This window comes from Pseudomonas sp. SWRI111, from assembly GCF_014268555.1.
Lineage (GTDB): Bacteria > Pseudomonadota > Gammaproteobacteria > Pseudomonadales > Pseudomonadaceae > Aquipseudomonas > Aquipseudomonas hamedanensis.
Genome location: NZ_JABWQQ010000001.1, coordinates 106,325 through 128,633, shown reverse-complemented (window position 1 = coordinate 128,633; position 22,309 = coordinate 106,325). Strand labels below are relative to the sequence as shown.

Below are 22,309 nucleotides of genomic sequence, written 5' to 3'. Positions count from 1 at the left end.
TTCAGGCCGTGGCCGGCAACCAAAGCCTGAATCGCGCCCCACCCAGTGGTGAGTGTTCTACCGTCAAGGTCCCGCCCTGAGCTTCCAGAGCCCGGCGGCTGATTGCCAGGCCCAGGCCAAAACCACCGGTCGCCCGGTCGCGACTGCGGTCGAGCCGATAGAAAGGCTCGAAAATCCGCTCGCGCTCGTCGTCGGGGATACCGATCCCGTCATCGTCCACCCAGATTTCACAGCCGTCGACATTGACCTGTACACCAATCTGAATGCGCTTTTCGCAATAGCGCATGGCATTGCGCAGCAGATTCTGGATCGCTCGCGCCGTCAGACGCGGATCCAGCGCAAAGCGTTCCAACTGACCGTGCAGCAACACATCGATAACGATCTCCGGCGATTCCAGCTCCTCGTCGACACTGCCCAGGATGCTGTCGATGAACTCATCCAGCGCCACCTCGATTCGCTCGGGCAATTGCGCCGGGTTCTGCAAGCGGCTGTAAGACAACAGCTCCAGAACCAATTCATCCAGCTCACGAATATGCGCGACCAACCCTTGCAGGCGTTCGCGGCTAGGGGCCGGCAAATCATCGGACAGTGCCAGCGCCAGTCCGAAATCCAGACGCGTCAATGGCGTGCGCAATTCGTGGGAAACAGCATTGAGCAGGTCGCGTTGCTGGTTCAGGAGGTTTTCAATGTCACCGGCCATGGTGTCGAAGACTTTGGCCAGGCTGCCGATGTTGGAGCTTGGGGCAATGTTCGTCCGTTCGCTCAAATGGCCTTTCCCGAAGCGCTCGGCGGTGCTTTTCAGGCGCTCCAGATCGCGCCAGTGCGGACGCAGCCAGAGCAGCAGGCAGCCGAGTAATGTCGCGCCGATCAGCACGTTGATGCTCCAATACAACAAATCGACGTCCACCGGATCGGGCGGAACGACCATGCGCACCGCCATCTCATCATTCAGCGGGGTGACCGCCAACGTGCGCCAGCCCCAGTCGCCGATGCGCACCACGTTTTCACCGCGGTGCAGGCGCTCCTGCTCGATGGGCGTGAACACAGCGTCGTCGATACGCGTCAGCACAATGTGCAGCGGCTGGAATTCCTTATCCATTGTCGCCGCGATGGCTGGCCACTGATCCTGCGGTGCAGCATGAAACTGTTTGGTGATCAGCGATTGCAGGCCACGGGAAAAATCCAGGTTATAGGTGACGAACCGATCCCTGAAGGCCATCACCACCAGATCCGGCACCAGATAAATCGCCGCGCTGTACGAAACGATCGTCACCAGATACAGGCGAAACAGAATGCGAAACATCAGCTCAGCATTCCCATTCGGAGCGGCTGAACAGATAGCCTTTGCCCCACACAGTCTTGATCTTGCGCGCCTCGCCCGCGTGATCGTCAAACTTGCGCCGCAGCTTGGAAATCGCTACGTCCACCGAGCGGTCAGTGCCGTTGAATTCGATACCGCGCAAGCGTTGCAGGATTTGATCGCGACTCAGCACCTCGCCGGCGTGCCGGGCGAGCACCACCAGCAAGTTGTATTCACCGCTGGACAGTTCCACCGCTTGGTCGCGCCAGGTGACGGTGCGTTCGGACAGGTCGATGCACAGGTTGCCCATGACGATGCGGTCGTTGACCGTCATCGGTTCGCCGAGACTGCTGCGGCGCAGCAACGTGCGCACCCGCGCCAGCAACACCCGCGGCTCGCATGGTTTGGTAACGTAATCGTCGGCGCCCATTTCCAGGCCCAGCACCTGGTCGTGGCTGTCGTCGCGCGCGGTGAGCATCAGTATCGGCAGCATCGCCGAATCCGCGCGCAGCAAGCGGCAGACTTGCAGGCCATCCAGCCCCGGCAGCATCAGGTCGAGGATCACCAGATCCGGCGGATTGATCCGCGCCCGCTCGCGCACGTGGTCGCCACGGCCGATAACGCTGACGGAGTAACCGTTGCGTTCCAGGTAGCTGGAGATCAGTTCGGCGAGGGCGGTGTCGTCTTCGACCAGGAGGATGTTGGGCATGGGTGTTCCAGAAGATGCAGTGGCGACAGTCAGGGCTCATTCGCGAGCAGGCTCGCTCCCAGAGGACATCGTAGACAAATGTGGGAGCGAGCCTGCTCGCGAAAGCGATCGAACTGTCGCAATAAATTTCAGGCCTGCAGGATATACGTCCTCACCCGCCCCTGAGCAAAACCCTTACACAATTTCACACAGCAGCTACAAAGCTTCACCGCTAACCTCCTCGTCTGGCCGTAGGATGCGGCCATCAATATTGGGGGTTGTACATGTCGAAGAAACTGCTGGCCGGGCTCGGCCTGATCGCAATGACGCTGTCGCTGGGCGCCTGTGATTCATCCTCGAACGCCGAACAACAGACGCCGCCAGCGACCGTGCGCATCGAGACCCTCCAGGCCCGCCCCCTGTCCATCAGCAGCGAACTGAGCGGGCGCATCGCCGCGCCACGGATCGCCGAAGTGCGCGCCAGGGTCGCCGGCGTAGTGCTGCAACGTACCTTTCGTGAAGGCAGCGACGTGAAACAGGGCGACGTTCTGTTTCGCATCGATCCGGCACCGTTCAAGGCTGACCTCGATAGCGCCGAAGCGGCGCTGCGCAAGGCCGAGGCCAACGCCTTCCAGGCAAAATTGCAGGAGCAGCGCTATGCGCAGTTGATCGACGACAAGGCCATCAGCGCTCAGGATTACGATAACGCACGGGCCAATGCGCGGCAGACCGCCGCCGACGTCGCCGCCAGCAAAGCCGCTGTGACACGGTCGAAGCTCAACCTGGGTTACGCCACCGTTACCGCGCCTATTTCAGGCCGAATCGGTCGCGCGCTGGTCACCGAGGGCGCGCTGGTCGGGCAGAACGAAACCACGCCGCTGGCACTGATCCAGCAGCTCGACCCGATCCATGCCGACCTCACCCAGTCGACCCGCGAACTCAACGAGCTACGCCGCGCATTCCGCTCCGGGCAGTTGCAGGAAGTCGGCCGCGATCAGGTCAAAGCCACGCTGATTCAGGATGACGGCAGCCTCTACCCGCTACCGGGCAAACTGCTATTCAGCGACATCACGGTCGATCCGGGCACGGGGCAGATCATTCTGCGCAGCGAATTCCCCAATCCGGATCTCGACCTGTTGCCGGGCAGTTTCATCCGTGTGCGTCTCGAGCAGGCAACCATCCAGAACGGCATCACCGTGCCGCAACGGGCCGTACAGCGTGACAGCGCCGGCGTTGCCCAGGTGCTGACGGTTGATGAGCAACTGCGTGTGGCGCTGCAACCGGTGCAACTGGGCGCGGTGCAGAACAATCGCTGGATTGTTACCGGTGGCCTCAAGCCCGGCGACCGCATCATCACCGAAGGCCTGCAACATGCCCGTCCCGGCGAAAAAGTGCAGATCGACGAAACCCCTCTTCCACTCGCCCAGACTTCTGGTCAGTAAGCAGGACGCTTTTTTATGCCGCAGTTCTTTATCGACCGCCCGGTGTTCGCCTGGGTTGTCGCGTTGTTCATCCTGTTGGCCGGTGCGCTGGCCATCCCGCAGTTGCCGGTGGCGCAGTACCCCGATGTCGCGCCGCCGCAGATTGAAATTTATGCCGTGTACCCGGGCGCGTCGGCGCAGACCGTCGATGAAAGCGTGGTCAGCCTGATCGAGGAAGAACTCAACGGCGCCGATCACCTGCTGTACTTCGAATCGCAGAGCAGCCTTGGCAGCGCGACGATCAAAGCGACGTTCCAGCCCGGCACCAACCCGGAACTGGCGCAGGTAGATGTGCAAAACCGCCTGAAAGTGGTTGAGTCACGCCTGCCGCAAGCGGTCAATCAGCAAGGTTTGCAGGTCGAGAAAGTCTCGTCCGGTTTCCTGTTGCTGCTCACCCTGACCTCCAGCGACGGCAAGCTCGATGACGTCGCGCTCAGCGATTATCTGGCGCGTAACGTGATGAACGAGATCAAGCGTCTCGATGGCGTCGGCAAGGCGCAGTTGTATGGCGCCGAACGGGCCATGCGCATCTGGATCGATCCGCAGAAACTGATTGCCTTCAACCTGACCCCGGCTGACGTCAACGAAGCCATCGTTGCGCAGAACGCTCAGGTCTCGGCGGGCAGCATCGGTGATCTGCCGTCGCCCTCGTCGCAGGAAATCACCGCGACCATTCTGGTCAAGGGCCAGTTGTCGACGCCGCAAGAGTTCGCCGACATCGTGCTCAAGGCCAATCGCGACGGCTCTACCGTGCGCATCGGCGATGTCGCGCGAGTCGAGATCGGCAGTCAGGAATACCAATTCGGCACCCGTTTGAATGGCAAGCCGTCCACGGCCGTCGGCGTGCAGTTGTCGCCGGGCGCCAATGCGCTGAACACCGCAACGCTGGTGCGGGCAAAAATGGATGAGCTGGCGCGTTACTTCCCGGCAGGCGTGGAATACAAGATCCCGTACGACACCTCACCGTTCGTCAAGGTCTCGATCACCAAAGTGGTTTACACCCTCGGCGAAGCGATGCTGCTGGTGTTCGCGGTGATGTTCCTGTTCCTGCAGAACGTGCGCTATACGCTGATCCCGACGCTGGTGGTGCCGGTGGCGCTGATGGGCACGTTCGCGACCATGCTGGCGCTAGGGTTCTCGATCAACGTGTTGACCATGTTCGGCATGGTGCTGGCCATCGGCATTCTGGTGGACGACGCGATTGTCGTGGTCGAGAACGTCGAACGCATCATGGCGACTGAAGGCCTTTCGCCCAAGGAAGCGACGCGCAAAGCGATGACACAGATTACCGGCGCGATTATCGGCATCACCCTGGTGCTGGTCGCGGTGTTTATTCCGATGGCGTTCATGCAAGGTTCGGTCGGGGTGATTTATCAGCAGTTTTCACTGTCGATGGCGACCTCGATTCTGTTCTCGGCATTCCTCGCCCTGACCTTGACGCCAGCGTTGTGCGCGACATTGCTCAAGCCTGTCGCCAAGGGCGAGCATCACGAGAAGACCGGGTTCTTTGGCTGGTTCAACCGGCGTTTCGAGCACTTGACCGATCGCTATCAGGGCTGGGTCGGGTATGCACTGAAACGCACCGGTCGCTACCTGTTGATCTACGTTGTGCTGCTGGTGGGTCTGGGACTGTGTTTTTCGCGCCTGCCCTCCTCCTTTCTGCCGACGGAAGACCAGGGTTACACCATCACCGATATTCAGTTGCCACCCGGGGCGACCAAGAACCGCACGGTGCAAGTGGCCGAACAGCTTGAAGCCCACAACGCCGGCGAACCAGGCATCAGCGACAGTGTGGTGATTCTCGGTTTCAGCTTCTCCGGCAGCGGGCAGAACGCGGCGCTGGCGTTTTCTACGCTGAAGGATTGGTCGGAACGTGGCAGCGACGATGCCGCGAGTTCGATTGCCGACCGCGCCAACGTCGCCCTGAGCCAGATAAAGGACGCCATGGCCTTCTCGGTACTGCCGCCGCCCGTGGATGGTCTCGGTACGTCGAGTGGTTTCGAGTTTCGCTTGCAGGATCGCGGCGGCCTCGGCCACGCGACCTTGATGCAGGCGCGCACAGAACTGCTCGCCGCCGCGGAAAAAAGTCCGGTGTTAATGAATGTCCGTGAAAGCGCACTGGCCGAAGCGCCGCAAGTGCAATTGATCGTCGATCGCAAGCAGGCCAACGCCTTGGGCGTATCGTTCGCCGACATTGGTAACGTGCTGTCCACTGCAGTGGGTTCCAGCTACATCAACGACTTTCCCAATCAGGGCCGCATGCAGCGCGTGGTGGTGCAAGCTGAGGGCGACCAGCGCAGTCAGGTCGATGACTTGCTGAAAATGCACGTGCGCAACAACGCCGGGAACATGGTGCCGCTGTCGGCATTTGTCCAGGCCAACTGGATTCAAGGCCCGGCGCAGTTGACCCGATACAACGGCTACCCGGCGATTGCGATCTCCGGCGAACCGTCTGCGGGGTACAGCACTGGTGAGGCCATGGCGGAAATAGAACGTCTGGTTGCCCAAGGGCCGACAGGTCTGGGCCAGGAATGGACCGGTTTGTCGTTGCAGGAACGCTTGTCCGGCAACCAGGCGCCGATACTGCTCGGGTTGTCGTTGCTGGTGGTGTTCCTGTGTCTGGCGGCGCTTTATGAGAGCTGGTCAATCCCGACTTCGGTGTTGCTCGTAGTCCCGCTGGGCGTGCTTGGCGCGGTGCTGGCAGTGACGCTGCGCGGGATGCCCAACGATGTGTTCTTCAAGGTTGGCTTGATCACCATCATTGGCCTGTCGGCGAAGAACGCGATCCTGATCATCGAGTTCGCCAAGAGCCTGTACGATGAAGGCCACGATCTGATCGACGCGACGTTGCAAGCAGCGCGTTTGCGTCTGCGGCCGATCGTCATGACCTCGCTGGCGTTCATTCTTGGCGTAGTACCGTTGGCCATTGCCACGGGTGCCAGCTCGGCAAGTCAGCAGGCAATCGGCACCGGCGTGATCGGCGGGATGATCACCGCAACATTGGCAGTGATCTTCGTGCCGGTGTTCTTTGTCGTCGTGATGAAGCTCGTGCGGCGATTTACCAAGCATCACTGATCGAACCTGTGGGAGCGAGCCTGCTCGCGAATGCATCCGGTCTGCCAACATTGATGTCGAATCTACCGACGTCTTCGCGAGCAGGCTCGCTCCCACAGGATTTGCATACAGCCAGCATTCTAGTCACACCTCACATCGCTGGGCTAAGGTATCTGAACCACCCTGGCCCATCGAGTCCCCATGCGCTTCCTAGCCCGCACCCAGCCTCGCTTGTCTGCCGCCACACTGTTCGGCCTCGCGACAGGACTTCTGGCGCCCGCCGATTCGATCGTCAGCAAAATCCTCGTCGGCTGGAATGCCGGTGTCTGGGCGTACCTGATCCTGATGTTCTGGCTGACCGTGCGCGCCAAGGCGCCGGACGTCAAACGCATCGCCGAAGTCGAAGATGAAAATGCGGGCCTGGTGCTATTCGTGGTGTGCATCGCCGCGCTGGCGAGTCTGGCTGCCATTACTCTCGAACTGGCCGGCAGCAAGGACCTGGAAAGCTCGCGAAAATTGCTTCACTACGGCTTCACTGCGTTGACCGTTATCGGTTCATGGTTACTGATCGGGGTGATTTTCTGCGTACATTACGCGCGCCTCTACTACACCTGGGACGGCAGGGAACCCGCGCTACGCTTCGCTGAAGGGCTGACCACGCCCAATTACTGGGACTTCCTGTACTTCTCGTTCACGATTGGCGTGGCCGTGCAGACTGCAGATGTCGGCGTCGCCACACGGGAGCTGCGCAAAATCGTATTGGCGCAATCCTTGATCGGCTTCGTGTTCAACACCGCAATCCTGGGCTTCTCCATCAATATCGCGGCAGGTTTGCTCGGCTGACCGTTAACCCCGCCCGTCGGCGTCGGGTGGAGGTCAGGCAATCATTCACTTGACGATGGATTTGTTTTTGGTGTTTCCTGAAACCGGTTTCAGTTCCTTCCAGTCACTGACACCCTATAAATCCAATAACAAGGTTTCAGACCGTGAATGATTTTTCCATCGCCCAACGCAGTCGCGTGACCATGCTTGATGTCGCCGAACGCGCCGGCGTATCCAAGGCGAGCGTTTCGCGCTTCATTGGCGATGACCGCGCCCTGCTCTCCGATGCCATTGCCCTGCGCATCGAACAGGCCATCAGCGAACTCGGCTATCGCCCCAACCAAATGGCCCGCGGCCTGAAACGCGGTCGGACGCGTCTGATCGGCATGTTGGTCGCCGATATCCGTAACCCTTATTCGATTGCAGTGATGCACGGCGTGGAAACCGCCTGCCGTGCGCACGGTTACAGTCTGGTGGTGTGCAATACCGACCGCGATGATGAACAGGAGCGCCAGCATCTGGCGCTGTTGCGCTCGTACAACATCGAGGGGCTGATCGTGAACACGCTGGGCCATCACCGTGACGAGTTACACGCGTTGCGCCGCGAGATGCCGATGGTGCTGGTGGATCGCAAAGTCGATGGGCTCGACAGCGACATGGTCGGGCTGAACAACCCGCAAGCGATTGAAATGGCACTCACACACCTTGAGCAGCGCGGATATCGCAATCTATTGCTGGTCACCGAACCATTCGACGGCACCAGTTCGCGGATCGAGCGGGTCAGCAGTTTTCAGGCGCAGGTTGCGCAGCGCTCGGGGTTAGCCGGTGAAGTTATTGAAACCGGTGATGATCTTGAAAGCCAACTTCAGACGTTTATGAACCGAACCGATGCAGGGCCGAAAGCGCTGTTTTGCGCCAATGGCGTAGCGGCGCTGGAGGCGACTCGTGTGTTGCGCGCGCTCGGTGTGCGCCTGTTTGAGGATGTCGGACTGATCGCGCTGGATGATCTGGACTGGTATCCCTTGGTGGGCAGCGGGATTACTGCTCTTGCGCAACCGACCCAGGAAATTGGCGCGCGGGCGTTTGAGTGTCTGCTCAAGCGTTTGCGTGGGGATGATGAAGTGGCGCGGGTGGTGGATTTTGCGCCGGTGCTGGTTGAGCGGGGCTCGACCCTTGGGGTCCGTGGCGCTTGAAATGACGCCATCGCGAGCAGGCTCACTCCTACAATTTGAAATGCCTTCCAATGTAGGAGTGAGCCTGCTCGCGATGAGGCCCTCAAGAGCACCAAAGAAACACCTGATATTTTTTTGAACAAAAATGAAACCGGTTTCAGAGGTCAATAACAATGAATAAACCCGCCGTTTCCATCAGTCTGTCCAGCTACGGCGCCGAGCTTGTGCGCCAGCGTGGGCAAGATTCTTTCATCGATATCCTCGCCGCGGCCGGCGCCAATCGCATCGAGTGGCGCGAAGAACTGCTGACACGCGAAGATCCTGCGCAGTTGGCCCAGGCCACTCAGGCGCAGGGTTTGCAAAGCATCTATTCCTCGCCCACCGAACTGTGGCTCGCCGGCCAGGCGCAGCCGAATCCCGAATTGATCACTGCGCTGCAACAGGCCCAGGCGTTCGGTTCGAAATGGCTGAAAGTATCGCTCGGCTATTTCACTGATAACTCTGATTTGCAGGCACTGGCCGAGCGGCTCAAACACAGCCCCGTGCAACTGCTGGTAGAGAACGATCAGACCTTGCAGGGCGGGCGCATCGAGCCGTTTCAGCGTTTCTTCGACGCCGTCGAGCAGCATGATCTGCCGATCAAAATGACCTTCGATATTGGCAACTGGCACTGGCAGGACCAGTCCGCCGCCAGCGCCGCCCGCGCGCTCGGCCGTCACGTGGGTTATGTGCATTGCAAAGCCGTGGCCCGCCGCGCCGACGGCAAACTGGTCGCCGTACCGCCGGCCATCAGCGACCTGCATCTGTGGGAACAACTGCTAAGGCACATGGACCAAGGCGTTATGCGCGCCGCCGAATATCCACTGCAGGGCGATGACCTGGTGCAACTGACCCGCGAACACGTCGCCGCCCTCGCCCGCCTCGGTCAATCGCGCCTGGAGCCTGCCCATGTCTGAGATCGATATTCTCTCGTTCGGCGAAACCATGGCGATGCTGGTCGCCGAGCAGACCGGCGATCTGGCCGCAGTCGAGCATTTTCACAAGCGCATCGCCGGGGCCGACAGCAATGTCGCGATCGGGCTGTCGCGCCTGGGTTTTAACGTGGCGTGGCTGAGCCGGGTCGGCAACGATTCGCTCGGACGCTTTGTGGTCGAGACGTTGGTCAACGAAGGACTCGATTGCAGTCACGTCGACGTCGATAAACAGCATCCGACCGGCTTCCAGTTCAAATCGCGCAACGACGATGGCAGCGACCCGCAGGTCGAGTATTTCCGTCGCGGTTCGGCAGCCAGTCATCTGTCGCCGCAATCGATCACACCATCGCTGCTTAACGCCCGCCATTTGCATGCCACGGGGATTCCGCCCGCGCTGTCGGCGTCGGCACGGGAAATGTCCTTTGAGTTGATGACCCGCATGCGTAATGCCGGGCGCAGCGTGTCATTCGACCCCAATCTGCGCCCGAGCCTGTGGGCCAGCGAGGGCGAGATGATCCGCGAGATCAACCATCTCGCCGCCCTCGCCCACTGGGTGCTGCCGGGATTGAGTGAAGGTCGTTTGCTTACCGGTTTCGACGACCCGGCGGACATTGCCGCGTTTTATTTGGATCAGGGCGCCGAGGCGGTGGCGATCAAGCTCGGGCCGGAGGGCGCCTATTACCGCACGCATCTGGATCAGGGCTTTATCGCGGGTGTGCCGGTGACCAACGTCGTCGATACGGTGGGCGCCGGTGACGGCTTCGCAGTGGGGATGATCAGCGCCCTGCTGGAACACCAGAGTTTTGCCGAGGCGGTGCAGCGTGCCAACTGGATTGGCAGTCGCGCGGTGCAGAGTCGCGGGGATATGGAGGGGTTGCCGACCCGTCTGGAGTTATCCGTTGAATTTGAGGCCGCCTTCGCGAGCAGGCTCGCTCCTACATTTGAAAAGCACTCCCCTGTGGGAGCGAGCCTGCTCGCGAAGAGGCCCGCATAGTCACCGTAAATCATTGAACCTGCTGCGACAAAAACAACAAGCTCAGGAGTCACACCATGAAAACCGCAACCCTTGCCACCCGCCGCTGGTGGTACATCATGCCCATCGTGTTCATCACCTACAGCCTGGCGTATCTGGATCGCGCCAATTACGGTTTTGCCGCCGCGTCCGGCATGGCCGAAGACCTGATGATCACTCCGGGCCTGTCCTCGCTGCTAGGGGCGCTGTTCTTTCTCGGTTACTTTTTCTTCCAGGTACCGGGGGCGATCTACGCGCAAAAGCACAGCGTGAAGAAGCTGATTTTCGTCAGCCTGATTCTCTGGGGCGGTCTCGCCACGTTGACCGGCGTGGTGTCCAACGCCTACTGGCTGATCGTCATCCGCTTCATGCTCGGCGTGGTCGAAGCGGCGGTGATGCCGGCCATGCTGGTCTACCTGTGTCATTGGTTTACCCGCGCCGAACGCTCGCGCGCCAACACCTTTCTGATCCTCGGCAACCCGGTGACGATGCTGTGGATGTCGGTGGTTTCCGGCTATCTGGTGCAGCATTTCAGCTGGCGCTGGATGTTCATCATCGAAGGCTTGCCAGCGGTGTTCTGGGCGTTTATCTGGTGGCGTCTGGCCGATGATCGTCCAGCCCAGGCCAAGTGGCTCAATGAGCAGGAAAAACACGACCTGGAAAGCGCCCTTGCCGCTGAGCAGGTCGGGATCAAAGCGGTGAAGAATTACGCCGAGGCGTTCCGTTCGCCGAAAGTCATCATTCTGGCCCTGCAGTTTTTCTGCTGGAGCATCGGCGTTTACGGTTTCGTCCTGTGGCTGCCGTCGATCCTTAAAGCCGGCGCGCAAATGGACATGATCGAGGCCGGCTGGCTGTCGGCGCTGCCGTATCTGGCGGCGGTGATCGGCATGCTCGCGGTGTCGTGGGGTTCGGACAAATTGCAGAAGCGTAAACGCTTCGTCTGGCCGCCGCTGCTGATCGCTTCCATCGCGTTTTACGGTTCTTACGCACTTGGCGCCGAACACTTCTGGTGGTCGTACACGCTGCTGGTGATTGCTGGTGCCTGCATGTACGCGCCGTACGGGCCGTTCTTTGCCATCGTCCCGGAAATCCTGCCGGCCAACGTCGCCGGCGGCGCGATGGCGCTGATCAACAGCATGGGCGCACTCGGCTCTTTCGGCGGTTCGTATCTGGTCGGCTACCTGAACAGCTCCACCGGTTCGCCTGGCGCGTCGTATCTGTTGATGAGCGGCGCACTGTTGCTGTCGGTGGTGCTGACCATTTTCCTAAAGCCCGGCGCCAGTGATCGCGTCGTCGCCAACGCCGTCGCCACGCCGCGCGTGCCGGCGCACTCCTGAAGGAATTTGCCATGAAAAAACACATCGTGCTGTACAAGAAACTCTCGCCAGCGCTGATGGTGCGGCTGCAAGAGCAGTTTGACGTGACGCTGATCGAAAGCCTCGACGCCGACGGCCTCATGCAACTGCGCGATGCCCTGCCCCGCGCCCACGGTTTGCTCGGCGCCAGCCTGAAACTCGATGCGGCGCTGCTGGATCTCGCGCCGCAACTGGAGGCGATTGCCAGCGTCTCGGTAGGTGTCGACAACTACGACATCGATTACCTGAGCCGACGCAACGTCCTGCTCACCAATACTCCTGATGTGCTCACCGAAACCACCGCCGACACCGGTTTCGCGCTGATCCTCGCCGCTGCCCGGCGTGTGGTCGAACTGGCCAACATGGTGCGTGGCGGGCAATGGAGTCGCAACATCGGCCCGGCGCACTTTGGCACCGACGTGCACGGCAAGACGTTGGGCATCATCGGCATGGGCCGTATCGGCGAGGCCTTGGCTCAGCGTGGGCATTTCGGTTTCGGCATGCCAGTGATCTACCACAGCCAGTCGCGCAAACCGGCGGTCGAGGAGCGTTTCGACGCGCAATATCGCAGCCTTGAAGATTTGCTCACACAGGCTGATTTCATTTGTCTGACCTTGCCATTGACGGCGCAGACTGAACGACTGATCGGCGCCGAGCAGTTTGCACTGATGCGGCCGGAGAGCATTTTTATCAACATCTCCCGGGGCAAGGTAGTCGATGAGACGGCGATGATCGAGGCGTTGCGCAATAAGCGCATCCGCGCGGCGGGGCTGGATGTGTTTGAGCGCGAGCCGCTGAACCATGACTCGCCGTTGTTGCAGTTGAGTAATGTGGTGGCGACGCCGCATATGGGCTCGGCAACGCATGAGACGCGTGAGGCGATGGCGCGGTGTGCGGTGGAGAATATGTTGGCGGCGTTGGGTGGGGGAAGGCCGGCGAATCTGGTGAATCCCACCGCTTGGCAGGGCTGAGACTTTCGGCGTCTGCTAAACCGCCTTCGCGAGCAGGCTCGCTCCCACAGGGGAATGCATTTCAACTGTGGGAGCAAGCCCCACCACCTTGGAATGCGGTCACCTGTGGAAACAAGCCCGCTCCCACCTTGGAATGCGGTCACCTGTGGGAACAAGCCTGCTCCCACATTGGAATGCGGTCACCTGTGGGAGCGAGCCTGCTCGCGAAGAGGCCAATGCAGGCAACACAAAACCATCAGGCACTACGCGCTTGCAACAGCTGCACCGCACACAACGCAATCCTCGCGCAGGCATCCGCCAGTTTGACCCGATCCACCACCAGCCCGATCCGAATGTGCCCCGCCGCGCTCGGCCCGAACGCTTCGCCGGCGAGCACCGACACGCCATAGCCCTCCAGCAACTGCTCGGCAAACGCCTGCGCGCCGAGGCCGGTCTGGCGGACATCGACCATGACGAACATGCCGCCATCCGGACGAATCGGCCGCAGCCCCGGGCAATCGCGCAAACGCTCACACACCAGATCCCGGCGCAAGCGGTACTCCTCACGCATCCGCGCCACCTCGGGCAAGTCACTCTCCAAGGCGACCTGCGCAGCCTTTTGTACAAAGTCGGGCAGACCGAACAGCATGCTCAGCGACAGGTTCACCAAATGCTCAGCCAACGGTTTCGGCCCGATCATCCAGCCGATGCGCCAACCGGTCATCGCATGGGATTTCGACAGGCTGTTGATCGTCGCCGTGCGTTCGGCCATGCCCGGCAGGCTCGCCGGGCTGATGTGTTGGCCTTCATATAAAAGCTCGCTGTAGACCTCGTCGCTGATCAGCCATAAATCGTGACGAATGCACAGTGCCGCCAGTGCCTGCCAGATCGGCAGTGACAGACTCGCGCCACTGGGGTTGTTCGGACTGTTGAGCAATATGGCGCGGGTCTTCGACGTGATGCGCGCGGCAACATCTACAGGGTCGACGCGAAAAGCGTTTTCCGGCCGCACCGGCACTGCTATCACCGTGGCGCCGCAAGCGCCGAACACGCCCTCGTAAGTGACATACATCGGTTCAGCGACGATCACTTCATCGCCCGGATCGAGCAGACACTGCGCCACCGAATACACCGCGCATTGCGCGCCGGGCAGGACAATCACCTGGTCAGGATCAACGCGCTGACCGCTGCGCTGGCAATGGCGCTCGGCAATCAGCCTGCGCAGCTCAAGCCGGCCACGAATGTCGGCATAATGCGTATCGCCGGCCAACAGGCTGTCGATGGCGCCATGCACAATCGGCAACGGCGTGTCGAAATCCGGATCGCCCACGCTGAGCAACAAAACGTCGACACCTTCGGCGCGCAGTTCCAGCGCTCGGTCGTGAATCTGCCAGGCCGCGGCACCCTCCCCGGCGATTCGTTGGGTCAAGGCTGAATAGCGCATGTACGTCTCCTGATTGCGCGGTTTCCAGCCTTCACCGTATCTCAAATCACGAAACGCGCCACCATGGCGTTCAAATCCACCGCCAGTCGCGACAGTTCGTGGGTCGCGGCGCTGGTCTGGTTGGCGCCGGCGGCGGATTGCGTGGCGAGGTCGCGGATGTTGACCAGGTTGCGATCGACCTCACGGGACACCTGCGCCTGTTCTTCCGAAGCACTGGCGATGACCAGATTGCGCTCGTTGATCAAGTGAATCGATTGGGTGATCTGCTCCAGCGCCACACCGGCAGCGCGGGCCATTTCCAGCGTTGACTGAGTGCGCTGGTTGCTTTGCTGCATCGACGAGACCGCTTCGCCGGTGCCGTTCTGAATGCCCGCAACCATTTTCTCGATTTCCTGGGTCGATTGCGCAGTGCGATGGGCCAGGGCGCGCACTTCGTCGGCGACCACGGCGAAACCGCGCCCGGCCTCACCCGCGCGGGCAGCTTCGATGGCGGCGTTGAGCGCCAGCAGGTTGGTCTGTTCGGCGATGGCGCGAATCACGTCCAGCACCTTGCCGATGTCACGACCTTGCGCCGCGAGGCCTTCGATCATTTGCGCGGTGTTTTGCACGTCGTGAGTCATGGTCTGGATCGCGTCGACGGTTTTCACCACTTGGTCGCGGCCTTCGCGGGCGGCTTGAGTCGACTGGTTCGACGCTTCGGAAGTAGACACGGCGTTGCGTGCGACTTCCTCGACGGCCGCGGTCATTTCGTTGACGGCGGTGGCGGCTTGTTCGATTTCATTGTTCTGTTGCTGCAAGCCACGGGAGGCTTCCTCGGTGACGGCGCTGAGTTCTTCGGCGGCGGCGCCCAGTTGTGTAGCGGAACCGGCAATCTGTTCGATGGTTTTACGCAAATTGGTTTGCATCGCGCCCAAGGCTTCCAGCAGACGCGCCGGTTCGTCCTTGCCGTCGATCTCGATGGCTTTGCTCAGGTCGCCACCGGCAATGGTTTGCGCGGCCTGCACGGCGCGGTTAAGCGGTGTGACGATGCTGCGGGTCAGTAACCAGGCGAGCAACACCGTGGCCAGCGCCGCTATCACGGCAACGATAATGATCCCGGTGATGGCGCTGTCATAGTTTTCACCGGCTTGAGTGGCCGCCGCTCTGGCCCCGGCCGTGTTCATGCCGATCAGCTTGTTGAGCTGCTCGCCCATCTGATCGGTGCCTTCCTTTATTCGCGTGTTGATCAAAGCACGCAGCGCTTCGAGATCGCCTTGGCGCGACAGCTCAAGCATCTGGTTCTGCGCTTGCAGGTAGTTGTCGAGCGTGGTCGAAAATGTCTGGAAGACCGCGCGCTCTTCAGGACCTGCCGGCAACGCAGCGTAGCTGGCTTGCGCTTTGCGCACCTTGTCGACCAGCACAGCGATGCGGGTCTGCGCCTCTTGCAGGCTGGCCGGTTCGCGATTGACCAGCACACGGAACGAGAGAATGCGCATGCGCAGGACGTTTTCCGTGACCACGCTGAGGTGCGTCACGCTTGGCAACTGGTTGGTGTCCATGTCGATCGACGCCTGACGAATGACCGTCATGCGACTGACGGCGAACACGCCAAGAACAATCACCAGCAAGGCGATAAAGGCAAAACCGAGGAACGCACGGGGCGCGATATTCAGATTACGCAGGGACATGGTCGGACTCTCGAAAGAAAGAAACTACGAGCGTCCATGCCGTGATCACTGGCCCCTGGGCGGGCGGCAGTCCGGCGTCACTGTTATGCGAATTTTGTGTGCGCCTGATCGTTGTATCGGCCAGGCTTGAGGAAGGTTTCGGGTTCGTCGCAAATATTTTCGTAGAAGGCTCGCGGATCAGCGCTTGGCGGCTAGTTGCCAGACCCGGGCGATGTCGGTGGCGCGTTCACGTAGCAGACGCGGGGCTTCGGCGCAGGCTTGCTCCAGCGTCATCGGCCCGCTGGTCACGGCAAACGCCGCGTCGATGCCGTGTTGGTAGAGCTCCTGATAGCCCTCACCCAAGGTGCCGGCGATGACAATCACCGGCACGGCGTATTGTTTGGCGACACGCGCGACACCGAACGGCGTCTTGCCGCGCAAGGTCTGCGCATCGAAGCGGCCTTCGCCGGTAATCACCAGATCCGCGCCTTTGACCGCCTCAGCGAGTCCAACCAGTTCCGCCACCACCTCGACACCGGCCTGAAACTGCGCGCCGAGAAACGCCTTGGCGGCAAACCCCAGCCCCCCCGCCGCGCCGCTGCCCGGCTCATCGCGCACATCCCTGCCCAACGCCTGAGCGCACAGTTCGGCAAAATGTCCCAGTGCCTGATCGAGTTGCTGAACCTGCGCGGGCGAAGCGCCTTTCTGCGGACCGAAAATCGCCGAGGCGCCGTGTGGGCCGCACAGCGGATTATTCACGTCAGCGGCGATGTCGAAGCGCACGCTGGACAAGCGCGGGTCAAGCTCACTCAAGTCCAGCCGCGCCAGTTGCGCCAGGGCCAGGCCACCGGGCACCAACGGCTGATTCTGCGCATCCAGCAGCTTCGCGCCCAACGCTTGCATCGCCCCGGCACCACCATCATTGGTGGCGCTGCCGCCAATGGCAAGGATCACCCGCTGCGCGCCAGCGTCCAGCGCCGCGCGAATCAACTCACCGGTGCCAAATGTACTGCTGATACACGCATCACGCTGGCCCGGCGGCACCAACTGCAAGCCGCTGGCTTCGGCCATTTCAATGATCGCGGTGTGATTGTCCGGCAACCAGCCCCAGGCCGCGTCGACCGGTGCCCCCAACGGCCCACGCACGCGGGTGCGGCGCAATTGGCCTTCGCACGCGGCGAGAATCGACTCGACCGTGCCTTCCCCGCCGTCGGCCATCGGGCATTTGACCAGCGTCGCGTGCGGCCAGACCTGCGCCAAACCCAGGGCAATGGCCTCGGCAACGCCTTGGGCACTCAGGCTGTCCTTGAACGAATCGGGGGCGATGACGATCTTCATGCGAATTCTCCGGTTGCATTGGCCTTCATGCTGCCAGTCGGCATGGGCGTTGACGCCTGTCGAGTGCACAAGGGTTAGGGAGGATTGTTGTTCATTTTCACAAAGTCTTGTGTTGGATGTGCCGGCCTCTTCGCGAGCAGGCTCGCTCCCACATTTGAAATGCATTCCAATGTGGGAGCGAGCCTGCTCGCGAAGGCGATTTGCGCGGCGCCCGATCATTGCGGATCTGTCTGCGGCAACAACTGCACCCCCAGGTACAGCGCCAACATCCCGTCCAGTTTCAAAGGATCGACACCACTCAGCTCAGCAATCCGTTCCATGCGATAGCGCAGGCTGTTGCGATGGATGCCCAGCGCCTCGGCACAGGCCTGACTCTGCCCGTCGTGCTCGCACCAGCTACGCAAGGTCGCCAGCAGTTGCCCGTTGCTGTCCTTGGCGATTACCTTGCGCAGTGGTTTGAGCAATTCGTCCAGTGCATCATCGTTGCGATGGCGCCACAACATGACCGGCAACCGATAACGGTTCAGCGTCAACAAACGCGAGTGCGGCAGCACGTCACGACCATAAGCGAGCAAGTCGCCGACCCGTCGATAACAGCGGCGCAACCCGGCCAGGCCATCGGCCTGCCCGCCCACGGCAATGCGCAGGATCTTCCAGCCGAGGCCGTCGAGTTTTTCCAGCAGACGGTCATGCTCAACGTGCTGACTTGCCGGCCGGCACCACAGCAGCGATGACTTGGCCGAACTCACGCACCAGCTGTCCGGGTAACGCGACATCAGCCAGGCACTCAGCGCCTCGACGGTTTGCCCCGGGCCATGCTCCAGGCCCAGCTCAAACAGATACGGCACCCGCGTCAATTGCGGCTTGAGCCCGAGCTGTTGCGCCTCATCGACCAGACGCGGCGAATCCCCCGCCTCACTCAACAACAACGCCAAAAGATCATCGCAACGCTGGCGTCGCCATTGCTGCTCGGCTTGCTGATTGCGCTGGCCAACGAGCATTTCGGCGGTCATGCGTACGAGTTCGGCATACGTGCGCAATTGCTCCGGTTCGCCGGTGATGCCAAGCACCCCGATCAAGCGCTGGTCGAGCAGCAACGGCAGGTTGATGCCCGGCTGCACACCTTTGAGGTGCACCGCCGTCTGCGCATCGATCTCCACCACCCGCCCGTTCGCCAGCACCAGCTGCGCGCCTTCGTGGCGGGTGTTGATGCGCTCCGGTTCGCCGCTGCCGAGGATCAAGCCCTGGCTGTCCATGACGTTGACGTTGTACGGCAAAATGGCCATCGCCCGGTCGACGATGTCCTGAGCGAGGTCGTGATCGAGTTCGAACATGATGGGCAGATCCTTGAAAAATACGGCACGCGGTTGTTCACCGGCACAGGGCTTGGCGGCAATCGCTGTGCGCTGGCACAAAGACAATCCGGCCGGAGGTGGCCGAGACTCTCAGGGCGATCAACGTTACCCTTTGCATCGCAAAAAATCATAATAAAGAGAGAGCCGCCATGTCGCAGAGCGCCGCTGCTACCCAGACCATCGACGACGGTAAAAACGCCGTCTACAAACGCATCACCCTGCGTTTGATCCCCTTCATCTTCATCTGCTACCTGTTCAACTACCTCGACCGGGTCAACGTCGGATTTGCCAAACTGCAGATGCTCGACGCCCTGAAATTCAGCGAAACCGTGTACGGCCTCGGGGCTGGTATTTTCTTCATTGGCTACGTGCTGTGCGGCGTACCGAGTAACCTGGCCCTGACGAAGTTTGGTCCACGGCGCTGGATTGCGCTGATGATGATCACCTGGGGCACGCTGTCGACCTGCCTGTTGTTCGTCACCACGCCCACCGGGTTCTACACCCTGCGCCTGTTTACCGGTGCGGCCGAAGCCGGGTTCTTCCCCGGTGTCGTGCTGTACCTGTCGCAGTGGTTTCCGACCTTCCGCCGTGGGCGGATCATGGCGCTGTTCATGTCGGCGATCCCGGTCTCGGGTTTGCTCGGCAGCCCGTTCTCCGGCTGGATCCTCAATCACTTCGCCGCAGGCCAGGGCGGCCTGGCCGGCTGGCAGTGGATGTTTCTCCTGCAAGGCATTCCGACGGTAATCCTCGGCGCCCTCGCCTATTTCCTGCTCAGCGACAGCTTCGCCAATGCCAAATGGCTGACCGCGCACGAACGCTCGGTGCTGGAAGCCGACCATGCCGAAGACTTGGCCAACAAACCGAAAACCGCGACCGACTCGCTGCTCGCCGTATTCAAGAACCCGGCGATCTGGGCGTTTGGCCTGATCTACTTCTGCATTCAAAGCGGCGTGTACGCGATCAACTTCTGGCTGCCGTCGATCATCAAGAACCTGGGTTTCAGCGATAACCTGGTGATCGGCTGGTTGAGTGCGATTCCGTATCTGCTGGCGGCGGTGTTCATGCTGGTGGTCGGGCGTTCGGCAGACTTGCGCAAAGAGCGCCGCTGGCATTTGGTGGTGCCAATGTTGATGGGCGCGATCGGTTTGGTCATCGCGGTGAATTTCGCCGCTAACCCGGCGATTGCGATTCTCGGTTTGACCATTGCGACCATGGGCGCGCTGACGGGTCTGCCGATGTTCTGGCCGGTGCCGACCGCCATGTTGAGCGCTGGGGCTGCGGCCGGTGGCCTGGCGCTGATCAACTCGATGGGGCAGATGGCCGGTTTCCTCAGCCCGTACCTGGTGGGTTGGGTCAAGGACAGTACAGGGTCGACGGATGCGGCGTTGTATCTGCTGGCGGCGGTGATTGTCGGCGGGAGTTTGCTGGCGTTGCGGATGACGCGGACGTTGCGGGCTTAAGTTTTAGATGCTTTCTGAAAACGGCCCTTGATTGGGCCGTTTTCATTGCGTCCGGTTTGGCATTCTGGTCGTACTTGGGGTTTCTCCCCGACCATTACTCCCCTCTTAAACAAAAAGAAGACAAAGGCATTCCTGCATCTCCTCTTGTTTTATTTTAAATAGCTATTTCAAATAGGTGTTATGCACCATGCGTTATATCTCAAAGTTTCACCAAACCACCAGAATCCTCCATTAGGAACTACTACCACCGAAGGGTAGCATGTCCAGATTGCTGTTGTCCGGGGAGGGGGTACGTACACTCTGTACATGTCTCTATAGCTGGCATACCAAACGGGGACTCCTTGCATTGACTCCATCCAGCTTACCGCCTCAGGCGAGTTCACAAGCTGATCATTGATCTGCAATTGATAGACATTCGATACCGACACCCGATAATTCACCTCGTTGCCTTCCTGATCTATGACATAGATTGTCGGCGCCCCATGTCTAAGCCCCGTTACCTTTCCACCTTTCTCCGTCACTGATGCGGTCAGCGGCTCAGACGACAAATAGGTGTACGGTGGGACTCCTCCGGTGGCCGTTCGCAAGGCCGTGTTGCCAAGCGAATCCTCCCCCGTTTTTTGCCAACCTGAAACCTTCACAGATAATCCATTCAGAATCATGGGCTGCTTGTCGATGCCAAGCGCCAGCCGTTCAATCAACCAAGGCTCGGACTCAAGCTGGCTTCCGCTTTTTTCCTTCACCGTAAAACGCCGTTGCCCCACGCTGATCGGTATCCACGCACTCTGCCATTTATAGTCTGCACCCGTTGTAACTTCCCCTATAAAATCAGTTCCCTCGAAAATTTGCAGTACAACCCCCGCCAACGCCGAACCCGACAACATAACTTTGTTATCAGAAACCGTACCGCCGTCCTCAAGTTCAACCCCAAACGAGTTCTTCAATGAAGTAATTACAGGCTTCACGACGACCCGTGCCCGCGCAATTTTCGACGTTGCGATAACACCACCCCCACGCACTTGCTGGCACGTCACTGCAACAGCGCTGTCAGCAATCACCTTGGCATTGGGAATCAACAACTTGTGCACGAACGGAAGTCTGCCGACAAGCTCTTCGACAACATGCTCCACCACGGCTCCGGTCCCAGGCGTCGCGCGATATGTCACCCGTACGGTATCGTTAATTGCCCACAGCGAATCCAGTACATGCACCTGAACGGTCAAGTCATTGCTGCCCAGTTTGTTCAAATCAATGGTGTCCGGAGCGTCATAAGGGTCATCCGGATCTTCAGCGATATCCGGCGCCGCCATCCGTGCGCCCTTCAGATCGACAACTACCCGAACCGGCGCTGACCAAGGCGAATTCAAATCCGCGCCGTTGCCGATCTGGTCATTCACCGTATAGGAGAAAGAAAACTGCAGATGATCGCCCGCCGCCTCCAGGTCGGTTTTTTGCAACAGCAAGCCGATCCGGGTCGGCACGCTGGTCGGTGCAGCGGGTGCCTCATCGGGATGAACCTCGCGATATACGTCGTGGCCGTTACAACTGAGCTGGATCCGGTCGTAGGCCCGGCAGTAGGGATAGGAAAAATACACCTGCACACCCAGTGCTGCGCGGTCGGCATCGATACCGTCCTGAAGCACATCGCCAGGCAAAACCAACTCCAGTTCGGAATGCCCTTCATCGCCGTTCTGGTCCTCCATTCCGGGGCGAATGGCGTTGTACAGAATCGTCAAGGGCAGCTCGTAGTTTTCTTCGGCGCCGGTGGTGCGTTTCACTGTGTAAGTGAGTTCATTGACGAAACCCGGCTCGGATCTGAGCAGGTTTTTCGGGATATGCAGGGTCACAGTGTCGTTCGTGGATTGGGCCTGCTGGCTGTCGACCCGCATCTGCCCGTTCACATGGATTGAAAATGTATCCAGCGGCTGCTGCGCCAGAACCGGATGGATAATGACTGTCGCGCCATCGGGCCGCAGATCGTAAAAGGCCTTGGCGATACCGCAATCGGCACCGGCTACTGATGTGTTGCTGTCTGGGAGTTGCGGCGCGTAAAGGTTGATTTCCGCGTCGTCTGGCAACACCTCATCGAAAGTTCGCATGCTCATGACAGCGCTCCTGATTTCAAGAAAGGGCAGGCCTTTTCTACAAGGCCATCTCCTAGGATCAGGCCAGAACAACCGTCGACCCGCCTACTGTCAGATCTGACAGTCCCGACGAACGGACAACGGGTGCTGAATGCGCTTCTCGACAAAACGGTT

The 22,309-nt window shown here is 60.3% G+C and carries 16 protein-coding genes; 9 read left to right on the top strand and 7 right to left on the bottom strand.

Annotated elements, in window-relative coordinates; genetic code table 11:
• Position 1 precedes the first annotated feature (1 nt).
• Positions 2-1,303, bottom strand: a complete 1,302-nt coding sequence (locus tag HU755_RS00525) for an ATP-binding protein (RefSeq protein WP_186630204.1) — start codon at positions 1,301-1,303, stop codon at positions 2-4.
• 4 nt (positions 1,304-1,307) lie between these two features.
• Positions 1,308-2,009: a response regulator transcription factor gene (locus HU755_RS00520; RefSeq protein ID WP_186630203.1), complete on the bottom strand. Its 702-nt coding sequence runs from the start codon at positions 2,007-2,009 to the stop codon at positions 1,308-1,310.
• 263 nt (positions 2,010-2,272) lie between these two features.
• On the opposite strand from HU755_RS00520, the gene HU755_RS00515 reads away from it, so the two are divergent.
• The 8 genes from HU755_RS00515 to HU755_RS00480 all read left to right on the top strand — a co-directional run bounded on the left by HU755_RS00515 (position 2,273) and on the right by HU755_RS00480 (position 12,829).
• Positions 2,273-3,430: an efflux RND transporter periplasmic adaptor subunit gene (locus tag HU755_RS00515; protein ID WP_186630202.1), complete on the top strand. Its 1,158-nt coding sequence runs from the start codon at positions 2,273-2,275 to the stop codon at positions 3,428-3,430.
• A 15-nt stretch (positions 3,431-3,445) separates the two neighbouring features.
• Entirely contained in the window at positions 3,446-6,544 is a 3,099-nt protein-coding gene (locus tag HU755_RS00510; RefSeq protein ID WP_186630201.1) for an efflux RND transporter permease subunit, read from the top strand.
• Between the two features lie 180 nt (positions 6,545-6,724).
• Positions 6,725-7,366 (top strand): DUF1345 domain-containing protein, encoded by a 642-nt coding sequence (locus HU755_RS00505; RefSeq protein WP_186630200.1) that lies wholly within the window; start codon positions 6,725-6,727, stop codon positions 7,364-7,366.
• Positions 7,367-7,509: 143 nt separating this feature from the next.
• Positions 7,510-8,538, top strand: a complete 1,029-nt coding sequence (locus HU755_RS00500) for a substrate-binding domain-containing protein (RefSeq protein WP_186630199.1) — start codon at positions 7,510-7,512, stop codon at positions 8,536-8,538.
• 152 nt (positions 8,539-8,690) lie between these two features.
• On the top strand, positions 8,691-9,473 hold the full coding sequence (locus HU755_RS00495; protein WP_186630198.1) for a sugar phosphate isomerase/epimerase: 783 nt from the start codon (positions 8,691-8,693) through the stop codon (positions 9,471-9,473).
• A complete protein-coding gene (locus HU755_RS00490) occupies positions 9,466-10,485 on the top strand; it encodes a sugar kinase (RefSeq protein WP_186630197.1) in 1,020 nt (339 codons plus the stop codon). The genes HU755_RS00495 and HU755_RS00490 overlap by 8 nt, the downstream gene beginning before the upstream one ends.
• Before the next feature lie 56 nt (positions 10,486-10,541).
• A complete protein-coding gene (locus HU755_RS00485) occupies positions 10,542-11,840 on the top strand; it encodes an MFS transporter (RefSeq protein ID WP_186630196.1) in 1,299 nt (432 codons plus the stop codon).
• An 11-nt stretch (positions 11,841-11,851) separates the two neighbouring features.
• A complete protein-coding gene (locus tag HU755_RS00480; protein WP_186630195.1) occupies positions 11,852-12,829 on the top strand; it encodes a D-glycerate dehydrogenase in 978 nt (325 codons plus the stop codon).
• A gap of 235 nt (positions 12,830-13,064) precedes the next feature.
• On the opposite strand, the gene HU755_RS00475 is transcribed toward HU755_RS00480, so the two are convergent.
• The 4 genes from HU755_RS00475 to HU755_RS00460 all read right to left on the bottom strand — a co-directional run bounded on the left by HU755_RS00475 (position 13,065) and on the right by HU755_RS00460 (position 18,570).
• Positions 13,065-14,252: a pyridoxal phosphate-dependent aminotransferase gene (locus HU755_RS00475; RefSeq protein ID WP_186630194.1), complete on the bottom strand. Its 1,188-nt coding sequence runs from the start codon at positions 14,250-14,252 to the stop codon at positions 13,065-13,067.
• 41 nt (positions 14,253-14,293) lie between these two features.
• Positions 14,294-15,919, bottom strand: coding sequence for a methyl-accepting chemotaxis protein (locus tag HU755_RS00470; RefSeq protein ID WP_186630193.1), 1,626 nt, complete (start codon positions 15,917-15,919; stop codon positions 14,294-14,296).
• A 177-nt stretch (positions 15,920-16,096) separates the two neighbouring features.
• On the bottom strand, positions 16,097-17,236 hold the full coding sequence (locus HU755_RS00465; protein WP_186630192.1) for a glycerate kinase: 1,140 nt from the start codon (positions 17,234-17,236) through the stop codon (positions 16,097-16,099).
• A 215-nt stretch (positions 17,237-17,451) separates the two neighbouring features.
• Positions 17,452-18,570, bottom strand: a complete 1,119-nt coding sequence (locus HU755_RS00460; RefSeq protein ID WP_186630191.1) for a sugar diacid recognition domain-containing protein — start codon at positions 18,568-18,570, stop codon at positions 17,452-17,454.
• 170 nt (positions 18,571-18,740) lie between these two features.
• Here HU755_RS00460 and HU755_RS00455 point away from each other — a divergent pair, with 170 nt between their 5' ends.
• Positions 18,741-20,051 carry an MFS transporter gene (locus HU755_RS00455; RefSeq protein ID WP_186546344.1) on the top strand — a complete coding sequence of 437 codons (1,311 nt, stop codon included), beginning with the start codon at positions 18,741-18,743 and terminating at the stop codon, positions 20,049-20,051.
• Positions 20,052-20,218: 167 nt separating this feature from the next.
• Here the strand turns inward: HU755_RS00455 and HU755_RS00450 are convergent, their stop codons facing one another.
• A complete protein-coding gene (locus tag HU755_RS00450) occupies positions 20,219-22,156 on the bottom strand; it encodes a hypothetical protein (RefSeq protein WP_238349920.1) in 1,938 nt (645 codons plus the stop codon).
• Positions 22,157-22,309 lie beyond the last annotated feature (153 nt).